At 38.6% G+C, this 16,134-nt stretch carries 16 protein-coding genes; 13 read left to right on the top strand and 3 right to left on the bottom strand.

Going from position 1 to position 16,134, the window contains the following annotated elements:
* The first annotated feature begins 214 nt into the window (after positions 1 to 214).
* From glgB to FBF73_RS04785, 6 genes are read left to right on the top strand one after another with little or no spacing between them, the layout of a single operon-like run.
* Positions 215 to 2,143: a 1,4-alpha-glucan branching protein GlgB gene (gene glgB / locus FBF73_RS04760; RefSeq protein ID WP_136937129.1), complete on the top strand. Its 1,929-nt coding sequence runs from the start codon at positions 215 to 217 to the stop codon at positions 2,141 to 2,143.
* Positions 2,133 to 3,275, top strand: a complete 1,143-nt coding sequence (locus tag FBF73_RS04765) for a glucose-1-phosphate adenylyltransferase (protein ID WP_000787283.1) — start codon at positions 2,133 to 2,135, stop codon at positions 3,273 to 3,275. The genes glgB and FBF73_RS04765 overlap by 11 nt, the downstream gene beginning before the upstream one ends.
* A complete protein-coding gene (gene glgD, locus FBF73_RS04770) occupies positions 3,265 to 4,404 on the top strand; it encodes a glucose-1-phosphate adenylyltransferase subunit GlgD (RefSeq protein ID WP_136937130.1) in 1,140 nt (379 codons plus the stop codon). The genes FBF73_RS04765 and glgD overlap by 11 nt, the downstream gene beginning before the upstream one ends.
* On the top strand, positions 4,401 to 5,834 hold the full coding sequence (gene glgA / locus FBF73_RS04775; protein WP_136937131.1) for a glycogen synthase GlgA: 1,434 nt from the start codon (positions 4,401 to 4,403) through the stop codon (positions 5,832 to 5,834). The genes glgD and glgA overlap by 4 nt, the downstream gene beginning before the upstream one ends.
* A gap of 58 nt (positions 5,835 to 5,892) precedes the next feature.
* A complete protein-coding gene (gene serB, locus FBF73_RS04780; RefSeq protein ID WP_136937132.1) occupies positions 5,893 to 6,549 on the top strand; it encodes a phosphoserine phosphatase SerB in 657 nt (218 codons plus the stop codon).
* Positions 6,546 to 7,661, top strand: coding sequence for a glycerate kinase (locus tag FBF73_RS04785; protein WP_136937133.1), 1,116 nt, complete (start codon positions 6,546 to 6,548; stop codon positions 7,659 to 7,661). Before serB ends, FBF73_RS04785 begins: the two co-directional genes overlap by 4 nt.
* On the opposite strand, the gene FBF73_RS04790 is transcribed toward FBF73_RS04785, so the two are convergent.
* Positions 7,658 to 8,104, bottom strand: coding sequence for a YueI family protein (locus FBF73_RS04790; protein ID WP_033681759.1), 447 nt, complete (start codon positions 8,102 to 8,104; stop codon positions 7,658 to 7,660). The genes FBF73_RS04785 and FBF73_RS04790 overlap by 4 nt on opposite strands.
* 163 nt (positions 8,105 to 8,267) lie before the next feature.
* Here FBF73_RS04790 and eno point away from each other — a divergent pair, with 163 nt between their 5' ends.
* The 3 genes from eno to FBF73_RS04805 all read left to right on the top strand — a co-directional run bounded on the left by eno (position 8,268) and on the right by FBF73_RS04805 (position 10,840).
* Positions 8,268 to 9,572: a surface-displayed alpha-enolase gene (gene eno / locus FBF73_RS04795; protein ID WP_000022813.1), complete on the top strand. Its 1,305-nt coding sequence runs from the start codon at positions 8,268 to 8,270 to the stop codon at positions 9,570 to 9,572.
* A gap of 176 nt (positions 9,573 to 9,748) precedes the next feature.
* Positions 9,749 to 10,243, top strand: a complete 495-nt coding sequence (locus FBF73_RS04800) for a YkgJ family cysteine cluster protein (RefSeq protein WP_084927646.1) — start codon at positions 9,749 to 9,751, stop codon at positions 10,241 to 10,243.
* A gap of 90 nt (positions 10,244 to 10,333) precedes the next feature.
* Complete coding sequence (locus FBF73_RS04805; protein WP_240798243.1) at positions 10,334 to 10,840, top strand: ClbS/DfsB family four-helix bundle protein; 507 nt, start codon at positions 10,334 to 10,336, stop codon at positions 10,838 to 10,840.
* 97 nt (positions 10,841 to 10,937) lie between these two features.
* Here the strand turns inward: FBF73_RS04805 and dhaQ are convergent, their stop codons facing one another.
* Positions 10,938 to 11,927, bottom strand: coding sequence for a DhaKLM operon coactivator DhaQ (gene dhaQ, locus FBF73_RS04810; protein ID WP_136937134.1), 990 nt, complete (start codon positions 11,925 to 11,927; stop codon positions 10,938 to 10,940).
* Positions 11,924 to 12,454: a dihydroxyacetone kinase transcriptional activator DhaS gene (gene dhaS / locus FBF73_RS04815; protein ID WP_000168606.1), complete on the bottom strand. Its 531-nt coding sequence runs from the start codon at positions 12,452 to 12,454 to the stop codon at positions 11,924 to 11,926. The genes dhaQ and dhaS overlap by 4 nt, the downstream gene beginning before the upstream one ends.
* Before the next feature lie 153 nt (positions 12,455 to 12,607).
* On the opposite strand from dhaS, the gene dhaK reads away from it, so the two are divergent.
* The 4 genes from dhaK (at position 12,608) to FBF73_RS04835 (ending at position 15,944) form a co-directional block, all read left to right on the top strand.
* Complete coding sequence (gene dhaK / locus FBF73_RS04820; RefSeq protein WP_136937135.1) at positions 12,608 to 13,597, top strand: dihydroxyacetone kinase subunit DhaK; 990 nt, start codon at positions 12,608 to 12,610, stop codon at positions 13,595 to 13,597.
* Between the two features lie 21 nt (positions 13,598 to 13,618).
* Positions 13,619 to 14,194 (top strand): dihydroxyacetone kinase subunit DhaL, encoded by a 576-nt coding sequence (gene dhaL / locus FBF73_RS04825; RefSeq protein WP_136937136.1) that lies wholly within the window; start codon positions 13,619 to 13,621, stop codon positions 14,192 to 14,194.
* Complete coding sequence (dhaM, locus tag FBF73_RS04830; RefSeq protein ID WP_136937137.1) at positions 14,194 to 14,568, top strand: dihydroxyacetone kinase phosphoryl donor subunit DhaM; 375 nt, start codon at positions 14,194 to 14,196, stop codon at positions 14,566 to 14,568. Before dhaL ends, dhaM begins: the two co-directional genes overlap by 1 nt.
* Before the next feature lie 644 nt (positions 14,569 to 15,212).
* A complete protein-coding gene (locus tag FBF73_RS04835) occupies positions 15,213 to 15,944 on the top strand; it encodes a hypothetical protein (protein WP_136937138.1) in 732 nt (243 codons plus the stop codon).
* Positions 15,945 to 16,134 lie beyond the last annotated feature (190 nt).

Consider the following 16,134-nt stretch of genomic DNA (forward strand, 5'->3'; position numbering starts at 1 on the left):
GTTAGTAAAATAACGAACTTTATGATGGTATTGTAAAAAAACATTTCGTTTTCAAAGCGTTTCTGAAAATTTCTTGATTTACAAGTGAACACATCAGTGAATTTGTTGAAGACTTTCAAAAGAATTTTTAGCAAATTCCGTAATTTACTTGAATCTTCCCTAAAAAGGTAGTATAATAAATCTATAGAAAACGCTTACAGAAACAGGAGGGTGTATGGATAAGAAAAAAGCTTTAGAAACCTTTATAACAGGTAAAAATTTTCACCTCCAGAATTATCTGGGAGCGCATAGGGAAGAAAAATCTGGTGTGTCTGGCTATACTTTCCGAGTTTGGGCACCCAATGCTCAGGCAGTTCATTTGGTAGGGGATTTCACTAATTGGGTAGAGAATCAAATTTCAATGGAACGGAATGAATTTGGAGTCTGGGAAGTCTTTACCAGTCTTGCTCAAGAAGACCAAATTTATAAGTACCATATCACGCGTGCAAATGGTCATCAGCTGATGAAGATTGACCCTTTGGCTATTCGATATGAGGCACGACCTGGGACTGGGGCTATTTTAACAGATATTCCAGAGAAAAAATGGAAGGATGGTCTCTGGTTAGCTCGTAGAAAACGCTTGAGTTTTGAAGAGCGTCCTGTCAATATTTACGAGGCTCATGCTGGCTCTTGGAAGAGAAATCCTGATGGCAGCCCCTATAGTTTTGCTCAATTGAAAGATGAACTCATTCCTTACTTGGTTGATATGAACTATACTCACATTGAGTTTATGCCTTTGATGTCTCACCCACTAGGTTTGAGTTGGGGCTATCAGCTTATGGGTTACTTTGCTCTGGAGCATGCCTATGGTCGCCCTGAAGAGTTTCAAGATTTTGTTGAGGAATGTCACTTAAACAATATAGGCGTTATTGTAGACTGGGTACCTGGTCACTTTACTATCAATGATGATGCCTTGGCCTATTATGATGGAACACCGACTTTTGAATACCAAGACCATAATAAGGCTCATAACTATGGTTGGGGAGCACTCAATTTTGACCTTGGAAAGAATGAAGTCCAGTCTTTCTTGATTTCTAGTATTAAGTTTTGGATTGACTTTTACCATTTGGACGGTATTCGCGTGGATGCGGTTAGCAACATGCTCTATCTTGACTACGACGATGCTCCATGGACGCCTAATAAAGATGGGGGCAATCTCAACTACGAGGGATATTATTTCCTTCAACGCTTGAATGATGTTATTAAACAAGCTCATCCAGACGTTATGATGATAGCTGAGGAAAGTTCATCAGCTACTCAGATTACTGACACTAAGGATTCAGATGGTCTTGGCTTCGACTACAAATGGAATATGGGTTGGATGAATGACATCCTCCGTTTCTATGAAGAAGATCCGATTTATCGTAAATACGACTTTAACCTGGTGACTTTTAGCTTTATGTATGTCTTCAAGGAGAATTATCTCCTACCATTCTCACACGATGAAGTGGTTCATGGCAAGAAGAGTATGATGCACAAGATGTGGGGAGATCGCTATAATCAATTCGCAGGCTTGCGCAATCTCTACACTTACCAAATTTGTCACCCAGGTAAAAAATTGCTCTTCATGGGTAGTGAATATGGGCAATTTCTAGAATGGAAATCTGAAGAGCAGTTGGAATGGTCTAACCTAGAAGATCCAATGAATGCTAAGATGAAGTATTTCACTTCTCAGCTAAACCAGTTTTACAAAGACCACCGCTGTCTGTGGGAAATTGATACCAGCTATGATGGTATTGAAATCATCGATGCGGATAATCGAGACCAAAGTGTTCTGTCCTTCATCCGTAAGGGTAAAAAGGGCGATATGTTAGTCTGTGTCTTTAATATGGCACCTGTTGAACGAAAAGATTTTACAATCGGCCTTCCTGTTGCAGGGATTTACGAAGAAGTCTGGAATACTGAGTTAGAAGAGTGGGGAGGCGTTTGGAAAGAACATAATCAAACTGTTCAAACGCAAGAAGGACTATGGAAAGATTATGAGCAGACCTTGACCTTTACCCTACCTGCTATGGGAGCAAGTGTTTGGAAAATCAAACGTCGCTTGAAACCTACTAAAACTGTCACAAGTAAAAACCAAAAAGGAGTAGAAAATGAAGAATGAAATGTTAGCTTTGATTCTTGCTGGTGGGCAAGGAACTCGTCTCGGTAAACTCACTCAAAGCATTGCTAAACCAGCTGTACAATTTGGTGGGCGCTACCGTATCATTGACTTTGCTCTTTCAAACTGTGCCAACTCAGGCATCAACAATGTTGGAGTCATTACACAGTACCAACCACTTGCTCTCAACAACCATATTGGGAATGGTTCAAGTTGGGGTCTAGATGGTATTAATTCTGGTGTCTCTATCCTTCAACCATATTCTGCAAGTGAAGGAAATCGTTGGTTTGAAGGAACTAGTCACGCTATTTATCAAAATATCGACTACATCGATAGTGTCAATCCTGAATATGTTTTGATTCTTTCGGGTGACCATATCTATAAGATGGACTACGATGCTATGCTCCAGTCTCACAAGGATAATAATGCTAGTTTGACAGTCGCAGTTCTTGATGTTCCTCTTAAAGAAGCTAGCCGTTTTGGTATCATGAATACAGATGCCAATAACCGCATTGTTGAATTTGAAGAGAAACCAGCCCAACCTAAATCTACCAAAGCCTCTATGGGGATTTACATCTTTGATTGGCAACGTCTCCGCAATATGTTAGTCGCTGCTGAAAAGAGCAATGTCGATATGTCAGACTTTGGTAAAAATGTCATTCCAAATTACCTTGAGTCAGGTGAAAGTGTCTATGCCTACGAATTTAATGGTTATTGGAAAGACGTTGGTACTATTGAGTCGCTTTGGGAAGCGAATATGGAGTACATTTCTCCAGAAAATGCCTTGGACAGCCGTAACCGTCAATGGAAGATTTACTCAAGAAACTTAATTTCACCACCAAACTTCCTTGGGGCAAATGCTCATGTGGAAGATTCCTTGGTTGTAGATGGCTGTTTTGTAGATGGAACTGTTAAACACTCTATCCTTTCAACAGGGGCGCAAGTTCGCGAAGGAGCAGAAGTAGTAGATTCAGTTATCATGAGTGGAGCCATTATTGGACACGGAGCTAAAATCAAACGTGCCATTATTGGTGAAGGTGCAGTTATTTCTGATGGTGTCGAAATTGATGGAACAGAAGAAGTACAAGTTGTAGGATATAATGAAGTAGTGGGGGTAGCAACAGATGAAGATTGATAAATATTCTGCCATTTTAGGAAACACAGTTGGTTTTCATGATATGTCAACATTGACAGACCACCGTCCAGTAGCTAGTTTGCCATTTGGCGGTAAATATCGTTTGATTGACTTCCCGCTCTCAAGTCTTGCCAATGCTGGTGTTCGCAGTGTTTTTGGTATTTTTCAGCAGGATAATATTAGTTCTGTTTTTGACCATATCCGTTCAGGGCGTGAGTGGGGCTTGTCCACTCTTCTTAGTCACTATTATCTAGGAATTTATAATACACGCGTTGAGAGTAGCACAGTAGGAAAAGAATATTACCAACAGCTGCTCACCTATTTAAAACGCTCTGGGTCAAACCAAACAGTATCACTCAACTGTGATGTTTTGATTAATATTGATTTGAACCAAGTGTTTCACCTACATAGTACAACAAAAGGACCTATCACTGTAGTTTATAAAAAACTAGCTAAGAAAGACATTTCAGAAGTAAATGCAATCTTGGAAGTGGATGAAACAGACCATGTTCGTTCTCATAAACTCTTTGATAGCAAGTCAACAGATGAAGTTTACAATATGTCTACAGATATCTTTGTTGTTGATACACCTTGGTTGATTGAACGCTTAGAAGAAGAAGCTAAGAAAGAACATCCAGAGAAATTGCGCTATGTTTTACGGGATTTAGCTGCCAAAGAAGGGGCTTTTGCCTACGAGTACACAGGATACCTTGCAAATATTCACTCTGTAGAGTCTTATTACCAAGCTAACAAAGATATGCTTGAATCGCAAAAATTCTATTCTCTCTTCTCACCAAATCAAAAGATTTATACAAAGGTTAAAAACGAAGAGCCAACTTACTACGCCAATACATCTAAGGTAAGTACATCTCAGTTTGCTTCTGGTAGTATCATTGAAGGTCAAGTGGCTAATTCTGTTCTATCACGCAATATTCATGTCCATAAGGATAGCTTGGTTAAAGATAGCATCTTATTCCCTCGTGTTGTTATTGGAGAAGGTGCTCAGGTAGAATATGCTATCTTGGACAAGGGTGTGGAAGTTGCAGATGGAGTTGTGATCCGTGGAACTGCAGAACATCCAGTCGTCGTTAAGAAAGGTGCTAAAGTAACAGAGGATATTCATTCATGAAAATTTTATTTGTAGCAGCTGAGGGTGCACCCTTTTCAAAAACAGGTGGTTTGGGAGACGTCATTGGCGCTCTTCCTAAATCACTGGTAAAAGCGGGACATGAAGTTGCAGTGATTTTACCCTACTATGACATGGTAGAAGCTAAGTTTGGAGATCAGATTGAAGATGTTCTCCATTTTGAGGTCAGAGTTGGGTGGAGAAGCCAGTACTGTGGAATTAAGAAAGCAGTTTTAAACGGTGTAACCTTCTACTTTATTGACAACCAGTATTATTTCTTCCGTGGTCATGTTTACGGTGATTTTGATGACGGAGAACGCTTTGCTTTCTTCCAACTTGCTGCCATTGAGGCTATGGAAAGGATTGACTTTATCCCTGACCTTCTTCATGTTCATGACTACCATACAGCTATGGTTCCTTTCTTGTTAAAGGAAAAGTACAATTGGATTCAAGCTTACCGTAGTATTAAAACTGTTTTAACAATTCATAACTTGGAGTTCCAAGGTCAGTTTTCTGAAGGAATGCTTTGGGATCTATTTGGAGTTGACTTTGAACGTTATGCTGATGGTACCCTTCGCTGGAACAACTGTCTGAACTGGATGAAGGCTGGAATTCTTTACGCAGACCGTGTGTCAACCGTTTCGCCTAGCTATGCCCATGAAATTATGACTAGTCAGTTTGGATGTAACTTGGATCAGATTCTTCGAATGGAGTCTGGTAAAGTTTCTGGTATCGTGAATGGGATTGATGATGATTTGTATAATCCTCAGACGGATGCCCTATTAGATTATCATTTTAATCAGGACGATTTGTCTGGAAAAGCACAGAATAAGGCAAAATTACAAGAGAGAGTTGGCTTGCCAGTTAGAGCTGACGTTCCTCTGGTGGGAATTGTTTCTCGTTTGACACGTCAAAAAGGTTTTGATGTAGTGGTCGAAAGTCTGCACCAGATCTTGCAAGAAGATGTTCAGATTGTTCTTTTGGGAACTGGCGACCCAGCCTTTGAAGGAGCCTTCTCATGGTTTGCTCAAATCTATCCAGACAAGCTATCAGCAAATATCACTTTTGATGTCAAACTAGCTCAAGAAATCTATGCTGCCTGTGACCTCTTCCTCATGCCGAGTCGTTTTGAACCGTGTGGCTTGTCTCAAATGATGGCTATGCGTTACGGAACCTTGCCATTGGTCCATGAAGTTGGTGGCTTGCGAGATACCGTTCGCGCTTTCAATCCAATAGAAGGAAGCGGTACTGGCTTTAGCTTTGACAATCTATCTCCTTACTGGTTGAATTGGACTTTCCAAACAGCATTGGACTTGTATAGAAACCATCCTGACGTTTGGAGAAATCTACAAAAACAAGCTATGGAGTGTGATTTCTCATGGGATACAGCCTGCAGGTCATACCTTGACTTGTACCATAGTTTAGTTAATTAATAGATAAAATCGTATGATGATTTCATACGATTTTTGGGCTATTTAGAGAGGAGGAGTGATGTCTCAAGTAAAAGGATTGTGTGTTATGGATGTTGATGGAACCTTAATCCTAGAAGAAGTGATTGATTTGTTGGGAAGAGAGGCAGGTCGTGAGGAAGAAATTTCGCAGATTACAAGTCGGGCAATGAGAGGAGAGTTGAACTTTGAAAGAAGTTTACGAGACAGAGTGTCCTTGTTGGAAGGTCTTCCTATTTCGGTTTTTGATAAAGTCTTCAACACTATTCATCTAACGCCAAATGCCCAGAAATTTATCTCTATTCTCCAAAAGAACGACATCCTAGTTGGTCTGGTGTCCGGTGGATTTACACCAATAGTTGAGAGATTAGCAAAATCTCTTGGAATTGCCTATTTTTATGCCAACCAACTTGAAGTCAAAGACGGTCTTTTAACAGGAAAATTAGTTGGACAAATTATCAGTCCCCAGATCAAAAAAGAGACTCTAGAACAATGGAGAGAGGAACTAAAACTTTCTAAAGATAGAACAATTGCAATCGGTGATGGAGCCAATGATTTATTAATGTTGAAGTCAGCAGGACTAGGAATCGCCTTTTGTGCCAAAGAAGTGCTCAAAAAAGAAATACCGAATTATGTTGATAAGAGAGATTTTTTAGAAGTTCTTCCTTTGATTGACTGGTTAGAATGGGGTAAAATATGAAGATTGTAATTGCACCAGATTCATTTAAGGAAAGCTTGACCGCTGAAGAGGTGGCTGAAGCTATTAAAAGAGGCTTCCAACAATCAATAGCAGATGTAGAATGTCTTCTCTGCCCTATTGGTGATGGGGGAGAAGGTACCGTTGATGCTATTAGACATTCTATTGACTTTGAAGAAAAATGGATCCAAGTTACAGGACCTTTTGGACCAAAAGAAGCCATGCGCTATTTTCAAAAAGGGGAACTGGCACTATTTGAAGTAGCTGACTTGGTTGGTCTTGGAAAGATTCCGATAGAGAAACGAAATCCACTGCAAATCCAAACTCGTGGTATCGGAGAGTTGATTTGCCATCTCATTGCTAAAGGGATTAAAGATATCTATATCGGTGTTGGTGGCACGGCCAGTAATGATGGAGGACTGGGGATGGCTGCTGGTTTAGGTTATCAATTTTATGATAAGAATGGAAATGTCTTGCCCTCTTGTGGTCAATCCTTATTGAACTTAGCTTCTGTTTCAATAGAAAATCGCTATGAAATTCCTGAAGATGTGCAAATTCGTATTTTAGCAGATGTCGTGAGTCCCTTATGTGGTCCTCAAGGTGCGACCTATATTTTTGGCAAACAAAAAGGCCTAGATCCTACTATGTTTGAGGCCGTAGATCAGGCAATCCAAGATTTTTATGAAAAAGTTTCACCTGCAACATTAGAAATTAAAGGAACAGGAGCTGGTGGGGGTATTGCTGCCGGTTTGTGTGCCTTTGCTCAGGCAAGAATCGTATCTGGAATAGATACCTGCTTGGATCTAATCAACTTTGATAAGAAAGTTGCAGATGCTGATTTGGTAGTTGTAGGAGAAGGAAGGCTAGATCGTCAAAGTTTAGCAGGTAAAGCGCCGATAGGCGTAGCAAAAAGAACCCCTGTCGGAGTTCCTGTCATTGCTATTTGTGGTAGTATTGCTGAGGATTTACCTTCCCTACCATTTGAGAATATCCAAGCGGCTTTTTCAATTTTGGAGAAAAGTGAACCTCTAGAAGATAGTTTGAAAAATGCCAGTCTATATTTGGAGCACACGGCTGCCAATATAGGGAATTTATTAAATATGCGCAAGATTTAGCCAAACCATTTCTTCCATAAGGATGTTTTGGCTGGTTCTTCCTTTTTAACTTCCCAAAGTTTTGGAAAAGCAAGTCGAAGATCCTTTTCTTCTACTTGTACTGGTGCATTGCTATGGATAATCAGGCCAAAAGGAGAAGAAGTATGCTCTTCAGATACAATGGTAGCTTGACTATCAGTTTCTTTTGCTTCTTTTAAGTAGAAAACTTGTTTGTCAAATTCGATAGTTGGTGAAATCTTCACAAATAGTGGCTCTGCTTTTTCCTGAAGGTTTTCTAAAATGGATAAAAAGCCTTTTTCTAACTGAGGACTATTTGCTGTGTCAATATCTGCATATCCAAGAACTCTTTCCTCAAAAGTGCCAAGATAGCGTCTTTGCTCATCCGGATTAATTTTTGGCCCACCGTGAGCTTTTTCAAGTAATTGTTTTGATAAATCTGTCATGAAAACAGTATATCATAAAAGTTAGAATAAAACAGACAAAAGAAAGCGATTACTTTATAAAGTTAAGGAAAATTTGCACAAAGATAACGTTTTTTCTTGAAAAAGGAGGGGTTTTAAGGTATTATAGAGGTGTAAAAAATTTAACTCATAAGGAGAGTAAAAAATGTCAATTATTACTGATGTTTACGCTCGCGAAGTCCTAGACTCACGCGGTAACCCAACACTTGAAGTAGAAGTTTACACTGAATCAGGTGCTTTCGGACGTGGTATGGTTCCATCAGGAGCTTCTACTGGTGAACACGAAGCAGTTGAACTTCGCGACGGTGACAAATCTCGTTACGGTGGTCTTGGTACACAAAAAGCTGTTGACAACGTAAACAACATCATTGCTGAAGCTATCATTGGCTACGATGTACGTGATCAACAAGCTATCGACCGTGCTATGATCGCTCTTGACGGTACTCCTAACAAAGGTAAATTGGGTGCAAACGCAATCCTTGGTGTGTCTATCGCTGTAGCTCGTGCTGCTGCTGACTACCTTGAAATCCCACTTTACAGCTACCTTGGTGGATTCAACACTAAAGTTCTTCCAACTCCAATGATGAACATCATCAACGGTGGTTCTCACTCTGACGCTCCAATCGCTTTCCAAGAGTTCATGATCTTGCCAGTTGGTGCGCCAACATTTAAAGAAGCTCTTCGTTACGGTGCTGAAATCTTCCACGCTCTTAAGAAAATCCTTAAATCACGTGGTTTGGAAACTGCCGTAGGTGACGAAGGTGGATTCGCTCCTCGTTTCGAAGGAACTGAAGACGGTGTTGAAACTATCCTTGCTGCGATCGAAGCTGCTGGATATGTTCCAGGTAAAGACGTATTTATCGGATTTGACTGTGCTTCATCAGAATTCTACGATAAAGAACGTAAAGTTTACGACTATACTAAATTTGAAGGTGAAGGCGCTGCTGTTCGTACATCTGCAGAACAAATCGACTACCTTGAAGAATTGGTTAACAAATACCCAATCATCACTATCGAAGATGGTATGGATGAAAACGACTGGGATGGTTGGAAAGCTCTTACTGAACGTCTTGGTAAGAAAGTACAACTTGTTGGTGACGACTTCTTCGTAACAAACACTGACTACCTTGCACGTGGTATTCAAGAAGGTGCTGCTAACTCAATCCTTATCAAAGTTAACCAAATCGGTACTCTTACTGAAACTTTTGAAGCTATCGAAATGGCTAAAGAAGCTGGTTACACTGCCGTTGTATCACACCGTTCAGGTGAAACTGAAGATTCAACAATCGCTGACATCGCAGTTGCAACTAACGCAGGACAAATCAAGACTGGTTCACTTTCACGTACAGACCGTATCGCTAAATACAACCAATTGCTTCGCATCGAAGACCAACTTGGTGAAGTAGCAGAATACCGTGGATTGAAATCATTCTACAACTTGAAAAAATAAAATAGTTCAGTGAACTATTTTATCCCGAACCTTGAAATTCAAAAGTTCGGCCGTTGATTTAACAACGTTTGAAGTCCCTCGGATTTTATCCGAAGGGCTTTTTTTCTATTCAGGGGGCAAAAAAGGGGCAGTGTTTATGGTATAATAGACAAAAATACGTGAATTAGAAAGAAATTATGTCTAAAGAAATTGATATTGAGTATTACCACCAGCTAGCCTTGCAAAAGCAAAAGGAGCACCGTAAAATTTTAGCCAATTTAAAGAAAAAACCACCAAAAAATCTGGATAAGATAGCCCAACAGATTCACCAAGAAGTTTTTGCGGAGATTGATTGTACGGCCTGTGCCAACTGTTGCAAGACATTGGGGCCTGACTTTAAAGAAGCGGATATTACACGAATCGCCAAGTACTTTAAGATGAAATTACCTGCTTTTGAAGCAGAGTTTTTGCAAGTAGATGAAGATGGTGATAAGGTTTTTAAATCCATGCCTTGTCCCTTTCTAGGAGGAGATAATCTCTGTTCCATCTATGAAGTTCGTCCAAAGGCCTGTCGAGAGTTCCCCCATACAGATCGCAAAAAGATCCATCAAATCAACCATTTGACGATTAAGAATACTTTGACCTGTCCGGCAGCCTATCTCTTTGTTGAGAAATTAAAGGATAAGTTATAGAGATTTAAAGGATAAAAAATTTCTAATAATAACTAACAATATGAAGGGAGTACTCCTGTGCCTAGACCGAAAACAAAATAGGAGCTAGTGATGGCCTCTAAGGAAAACTATGAAAAGCTCAATCGTTTCATATCCCAACTAGGTGAAGATGAGCTACAGACTCCATTTGATTTCTCAAGAGACTCAAAGAAAAAAGAAGCTCACTGGAAAAGGGATAAGAATCTAAGAGATGTCCTGATTCATCTTTATGAATGGCAGCAGTTACTTTTGACTTGGGTCCATTCTAATCAAGAAGGTCACGAAAGACCTTTTCTCCCTGAGTCTTATAATTGGAAAACTTATGGACAAATGAATGACGCTTTTTGGAAGAAGCACCAGAAAACTTCTTTAGAAGAAGCGACTAGACTATTAGAGCAATCGCATAAAGAGGTTTTAGAGTTGATAGAAGTTTTTAGCAATGACGAACTCTTTACCAAAGGTGTCTATCAGTGGACGGGTGGGACAAGTCTAGGTTCTTACTTTGTCAGTAACACCTCCGGTCATTATGATTGGGCTAGCAAAAAACTCAAAGCACATCGGAAGAATTGTCAGGAATAGATGGCCTATTTGAAATGGCAAGAATCAGTTCTTTTAAAAGTAAGATAAAAGCAAAGGGCTATCAAGTGATGTAGCCCTTTTGAGTTATACAAGCAAATTACCATGCAAAAGCTGTCGTTGGAGCATTGAGCGCTTCTAACCACTGTTTATTTTTTACGGGGCAAAGAGTTACGGATATACCTGCCATATCTAGGCTGGTCATAAATGTTCCTGATTTTATAAAAGTAATAGTGACTCCTTCAATTTCTAAGAGTTGAAGGAGATCATTGATAAATATGCCCATTTCTAAGTTGCTGGTAGTGCCTAGATTATTTACAAGCAATATAAATTGATCACCCTTTTTCCAATGATAGTGTAATCTTAATTTACTTATAATTTCATTTGCAAGGATTTCCGATGATTGGAATGGGACGATACGATAGCCTTCTTCGCCATGTATCCCAATACCATAAGAAATATTTCCTTCTTCCAAGTTAAATAGTGGAAGGGTGGCTTGGGGGAGACTAGCAGCTTTCGTTGCAAAGCCAATTGTTGCGATTTCTGGAGCAAGTTCATGACCTAAATCAGTTAGTTGCTCGATGTCGGCACCATTTTGAGCTGCATATCCTAGAACTTTATGAAGTAAGATTGTACCTGCAAGCCCTCTTCCTCTAATTTGAAATCTATTGTGAGGTTCAATAGAAATATCGTCGTGTGCTAGACTATAGCCGACTTTAATTCCTTCTTTTCTAGCAGTGTTAATGGCCGAGCTAAATTCTTTGATGTCTGCTTCGAAATTTTTTACAATGATGAAGACACCGTGACCATTGTTTAAAAAACGAATGGACTCTAAGATTTCAGTTCTTGTAGGAGGAGTATATAATTGGCCATAGATAGCAGCAGTAAGCATTCCTTCTCCCACATATCCAATATGCGCAGGTTCGTGACCAGAACCTCCACCCGACAATATGGGAACCTGATGAGGATTGCGATTTTTTTGATAGATTAATGGTAAGGTAGGATGTTTTTCTAATTCAGGATGACTGCTGACAGTTGCCGAAATGTAACTTGAAATAATTTTCTGTTTATGATTTGAAATAAATGTCATTGTGGTCTCTTTCCAATAATTGTCATGATTAGAAAGTCTGGTTGTGGAACTGGACTTTTTTTATTGACGTAAGCCTTCACGATTTCTGCTAGAGCATGTGAATGATAGTCTAACAAAAAACAAGTATAAGCAGATGAATCGATATCAATCTGACCGTATTCTCTTAAAATTTTTGATACAAGCAAGCGACAGTAGCTGATAAAGTGGTCATAGAAGTTATTTTGCCCTTGAATATCAAAAAGTTGAATATAAAAGTCACGCTCTTGTTCGAAATAAAAAAATAATTCTTGTAATAGTTTTTGGCCTGAAATGAAGTCCAAGTTATTGGTGATATACTCGGTTAAGTCATTTTCAAATATCCAGTCTAGCAGTTCATATTTGTCAAGAAAGTGATTATAAAAGGTCTGTCTACGAATGCCAGCTGATTCCATGATATCTACAATAGAGATTTTGTCAAATTCTCTAGTAGCTAATAGGTCTCTAAATGCCTTGGCAATCCGTTTTTTTGTAATAAGTGATGATGCCATAGGAAGCCTTTCTTTTACTTACTTCATTTTACCAAAAAAATGTTTTAAACGGGTTTAAAAGGGGACAAATAATAGAATCTGTCCCTTATCATCCAGCAATAAAAAATATATAATGAAAGCGAAAACAAAGGTAAATGCCGAAAGGAGTTTCTCATGAAAAAAATTATAAATGAACCGATACAGGTTGTTGATGAAATGTTGCAGGGGTTGTCATTCATGCATGATGACTTGGTAGAACGCTTAGATGGTTTTGATGTCATCGTTAGAAAGGCAGAAAAGACAGGAAAAGTTGGACTCATTTCAGGTGGAGGTTCAGGACATGAACCAAGTCATGCTGGATTTGTAGGAGATGGAATGTTATCTGCTGCCATTTGTGGAGCAGTCTTCACTTCACCTACTCCGGACCAAATTTTAGAAGCCATCAAGGCGGCTGATGAAGGTGCTGGAGTTTTCATGGTCATCAAGAACTATTCTGGTGACATTATGAACTTTGAAATTGCACAAGAACTTGCTGAAATGGAAGGTATTGATGTAGCAAGTGTTGTGGTCGATGATGATATTGCGGTTGAAAATAGTCTCTATACCCAAGGCCGTCGAGGTGTTGCCGGTACTATATTAGTCCATAAAATTTTGGGTGATGCGGCTCGTTCTGGTAAATCATTATCTGAAATGAAGGACTTGTCCGACAAACTTGTCTTAGAAATTAAAACAATTGGGCTGGCCCTGTCTGGAGCAACCGTTCCTGAGGTTGGGAAACCAGGTTTTGTTCTAGAAGATGATGAATTTGAATATGGAGTTGGTATTCACGGTGAGCCAGGATATAAAAAAGAGAAAATGCAACCTTCAGCACAATTGGCCTCAGAATTGGTTGAAAAACTATCTGAAGGTTTCCAACTTAAAGCCGGTGAACGCTATGGGCTTCTCATCAATGGTTTAGGAAGCACTCCTCTTATGGAACAATACGTATTTGCAAATGATGTGGCTAAATTACTCCATGAAAAAGGTGTTGAGTTGGCGTTTAAGAAAATTGGAAACTATATGACATCAATCGATATGGCTGGTTTGTCATTAACATTGATTCGATTGGCAGATGATGAATGGTTGGATGCTCTAAATGCACCTGTTAGTACACCAGCTTGGTAAGACTCAAGGAGGAAATGTCGCATGAATGTTGAACAAGCTCTTGAATGGATGAAGCTTTTTAATGAAAAGATTCAAGAACAGAAAGATTACCTTAGTGAGTTAGACACTCCTATAGGAGATGGAGACCACGGTGGAAATATGGCGCGTGGCATGACTGCAGTTATGGAAAACTTAGAAGGAAAGCAATTTGAAACAAGCAGTGATGTTTTTAAACTTGTCTCAATGCAATTACTGAGCAAGGTAGGCGGTGCTTCTGGTCCTCTGTACGGCTCTGCTTTTATGGGCATGGCCAAGGCTGATTCTAATTCGAAAATAGAGGAAATCTTACAAAGCGGTTTGGATATGATTGTCAAACGTGGGAAAGCAGAAGTTGGAGAAAAGACAATGGTTGATGTTTGGACTCCTGTTATTGCTGCCTTGTCTGCTGACCAATTGACTCAAGAGTCTATTGATAAGGTAGTGAATGCTACCAAAGATTTACTTGCAACTAAAGGAAGGGCATCTTATGTCGGAGAACGTTCTCTTGGACATATTGATCCTGGATCATTCTCATCAGGATTACTCTTTACTGCTCTTTTAGAAACTGGGGTGGTTTAATGGGAAGTATTGGTCTTGTTATCGTTTCACATTCCAAAAACATTGCACAAGGTGTCGTTGAACTGATTAGTGAAGTAGCTAAAGATGTTCCGATTACTTATGTTGGAGGAACCGAAGATGGAGGAATTGGAACGAGTTTTGATCAAGTAGATAGGGTTGTTTCCGACAATCTAGCAGATACTTTATTAGCCTTTTTTGACCTAGGTTCTGCTAAAATGAACTTAGAAATGGTGGCTGATTTCAGTGATAAAAGTATCGTCATCAACAGGGTTCCAATTGTAGAAGGTGCATATACTGCAGCTGCTCTTCTTCAGGCTGGTGCAGAACTGTCAGTTATTCAAACACAGTTGGCGGAGCTTGAAATCAATAAATAAGGAATCTTCCTATCATTCCGTCTATAGGTGGGCTATTGATTATCTCAACTATCAAATTTTAAGTAAATAATTTCAAAATCAGAAAGGGATTGCTTTGGGCAGTTCCTTTTTATTTTAACAAGAGTAAAGCTATAGTGTTTCTAAATTGTGAATCATTCAAAACTGATTGTGACGGAACTATTCTAGCTTTAGAATCCTTCAAAAATTAAAATTTAAGACAATCAATTGCTTAGAAGAGTGCGAAAACATTTAATTTATAGGAATTCTAAACCTAGATTTGCATAGATATTTATGAAGCCAGGGTATTCGATAGTTAGGATTGTTCTATTCTGAAAGATTTGAGCTGTCAATTGTATAGGATAGTATATTGACAATGAATTTTGTTGAAAGGTTCCTTGTTTTATGGTAGTCTATAGTAAAAGAAAGCCTTATCATTATATTTGTATCTTTAATCTGACTTGGTTTGTGTCTAGAAGAGGGATAGATATTTTGGGTCTCCAAATAACAATTATATTTTCACTTGCAAAAAATGTATTTCAACTTTACCTAATGTAGAAGAAGGAAATATCATAAAACGCTTATGACTTGTTGGAAAGAGAATGGGAACTAAAAATAGATTCCCTTTACATATTAGGAGTAGGTAGATGAGTAATCTAGAGTCAATTCGTAAAGCGCATATTATCGTGTGGGGTGCCTATCTATTTTTATCATTAAGAGCGCCGCTAATTAGCAGCACAGAGTATTTCTTGCTTATTTTTTTAGCGTTTCTCTATTCGATAGTATCGCTCCCTATATATTCAGTGAAAAATAAAATAGTATCTATCTGTCTAGCCATAAATTCGATCCTGTTAATGAGTTTCCCAATTTTAATCAATAAATTTTTCCCAGGAAACGTTTCTACTTATATCGTATTAATCAGTATTTTTATCCTGGAGTTCTTAATCTTTAATAAAATTGGTAAAGATTTTGATACTAGATTAGCTAGCGAGTATAGGAAAATCAGTCGGTTTAAAAGTAAGATGTCTCAATCTCCTTGGATAAAATATTTAGAGATTTCTAGTTTTATATTAACTATATTTCCATTTATTCTTCATGGTACAGTTGATAATCGTGTATTAACTCTTATCTTTTTGATAGAAATGTGTGTAGATACTACGATAAAGGTTCTATTAAACAGAATCTTTAAGACAAGTGATGTAATTAAAAGGAGAGTATTTTCTCTGTTTGTACTAGATTTGATTGTCTATTTATTTTTAGGCTATGTTTTAGCAATTCAAAAAGACGGATATCTGTTTTCAATTCTACTAATTTTTTCTAATTTTTCACTTCCCTTTATAAGAGAAAAAGAGTATGAATTATTTAAAAATAAGACGTGAGATAAATAGGGTCAAATCTTACTTCTCCTTAAAATTAAATAGTGAAAGGATATCTTATCTAGCTGACGAAGAGATAAAAACGAAGTTATCTATCGTTAGGACACTATCTTAGCCACATTAATGGAGAATTATCTCTCTATAACGAAGTTCTTTTTTCGGATCGATGTTACAGTAAACATAGCAATTGCTT

The organism is Streptococcus mitis, from assembly GCF_005144795.1.
Taxonomy (GTDB): domain Bacteria; phylum Bacillota; class Bacilli; order Lactobacillales; family Streptococcaceae; genus Streptococcus; species Streptococcus mitis_BB.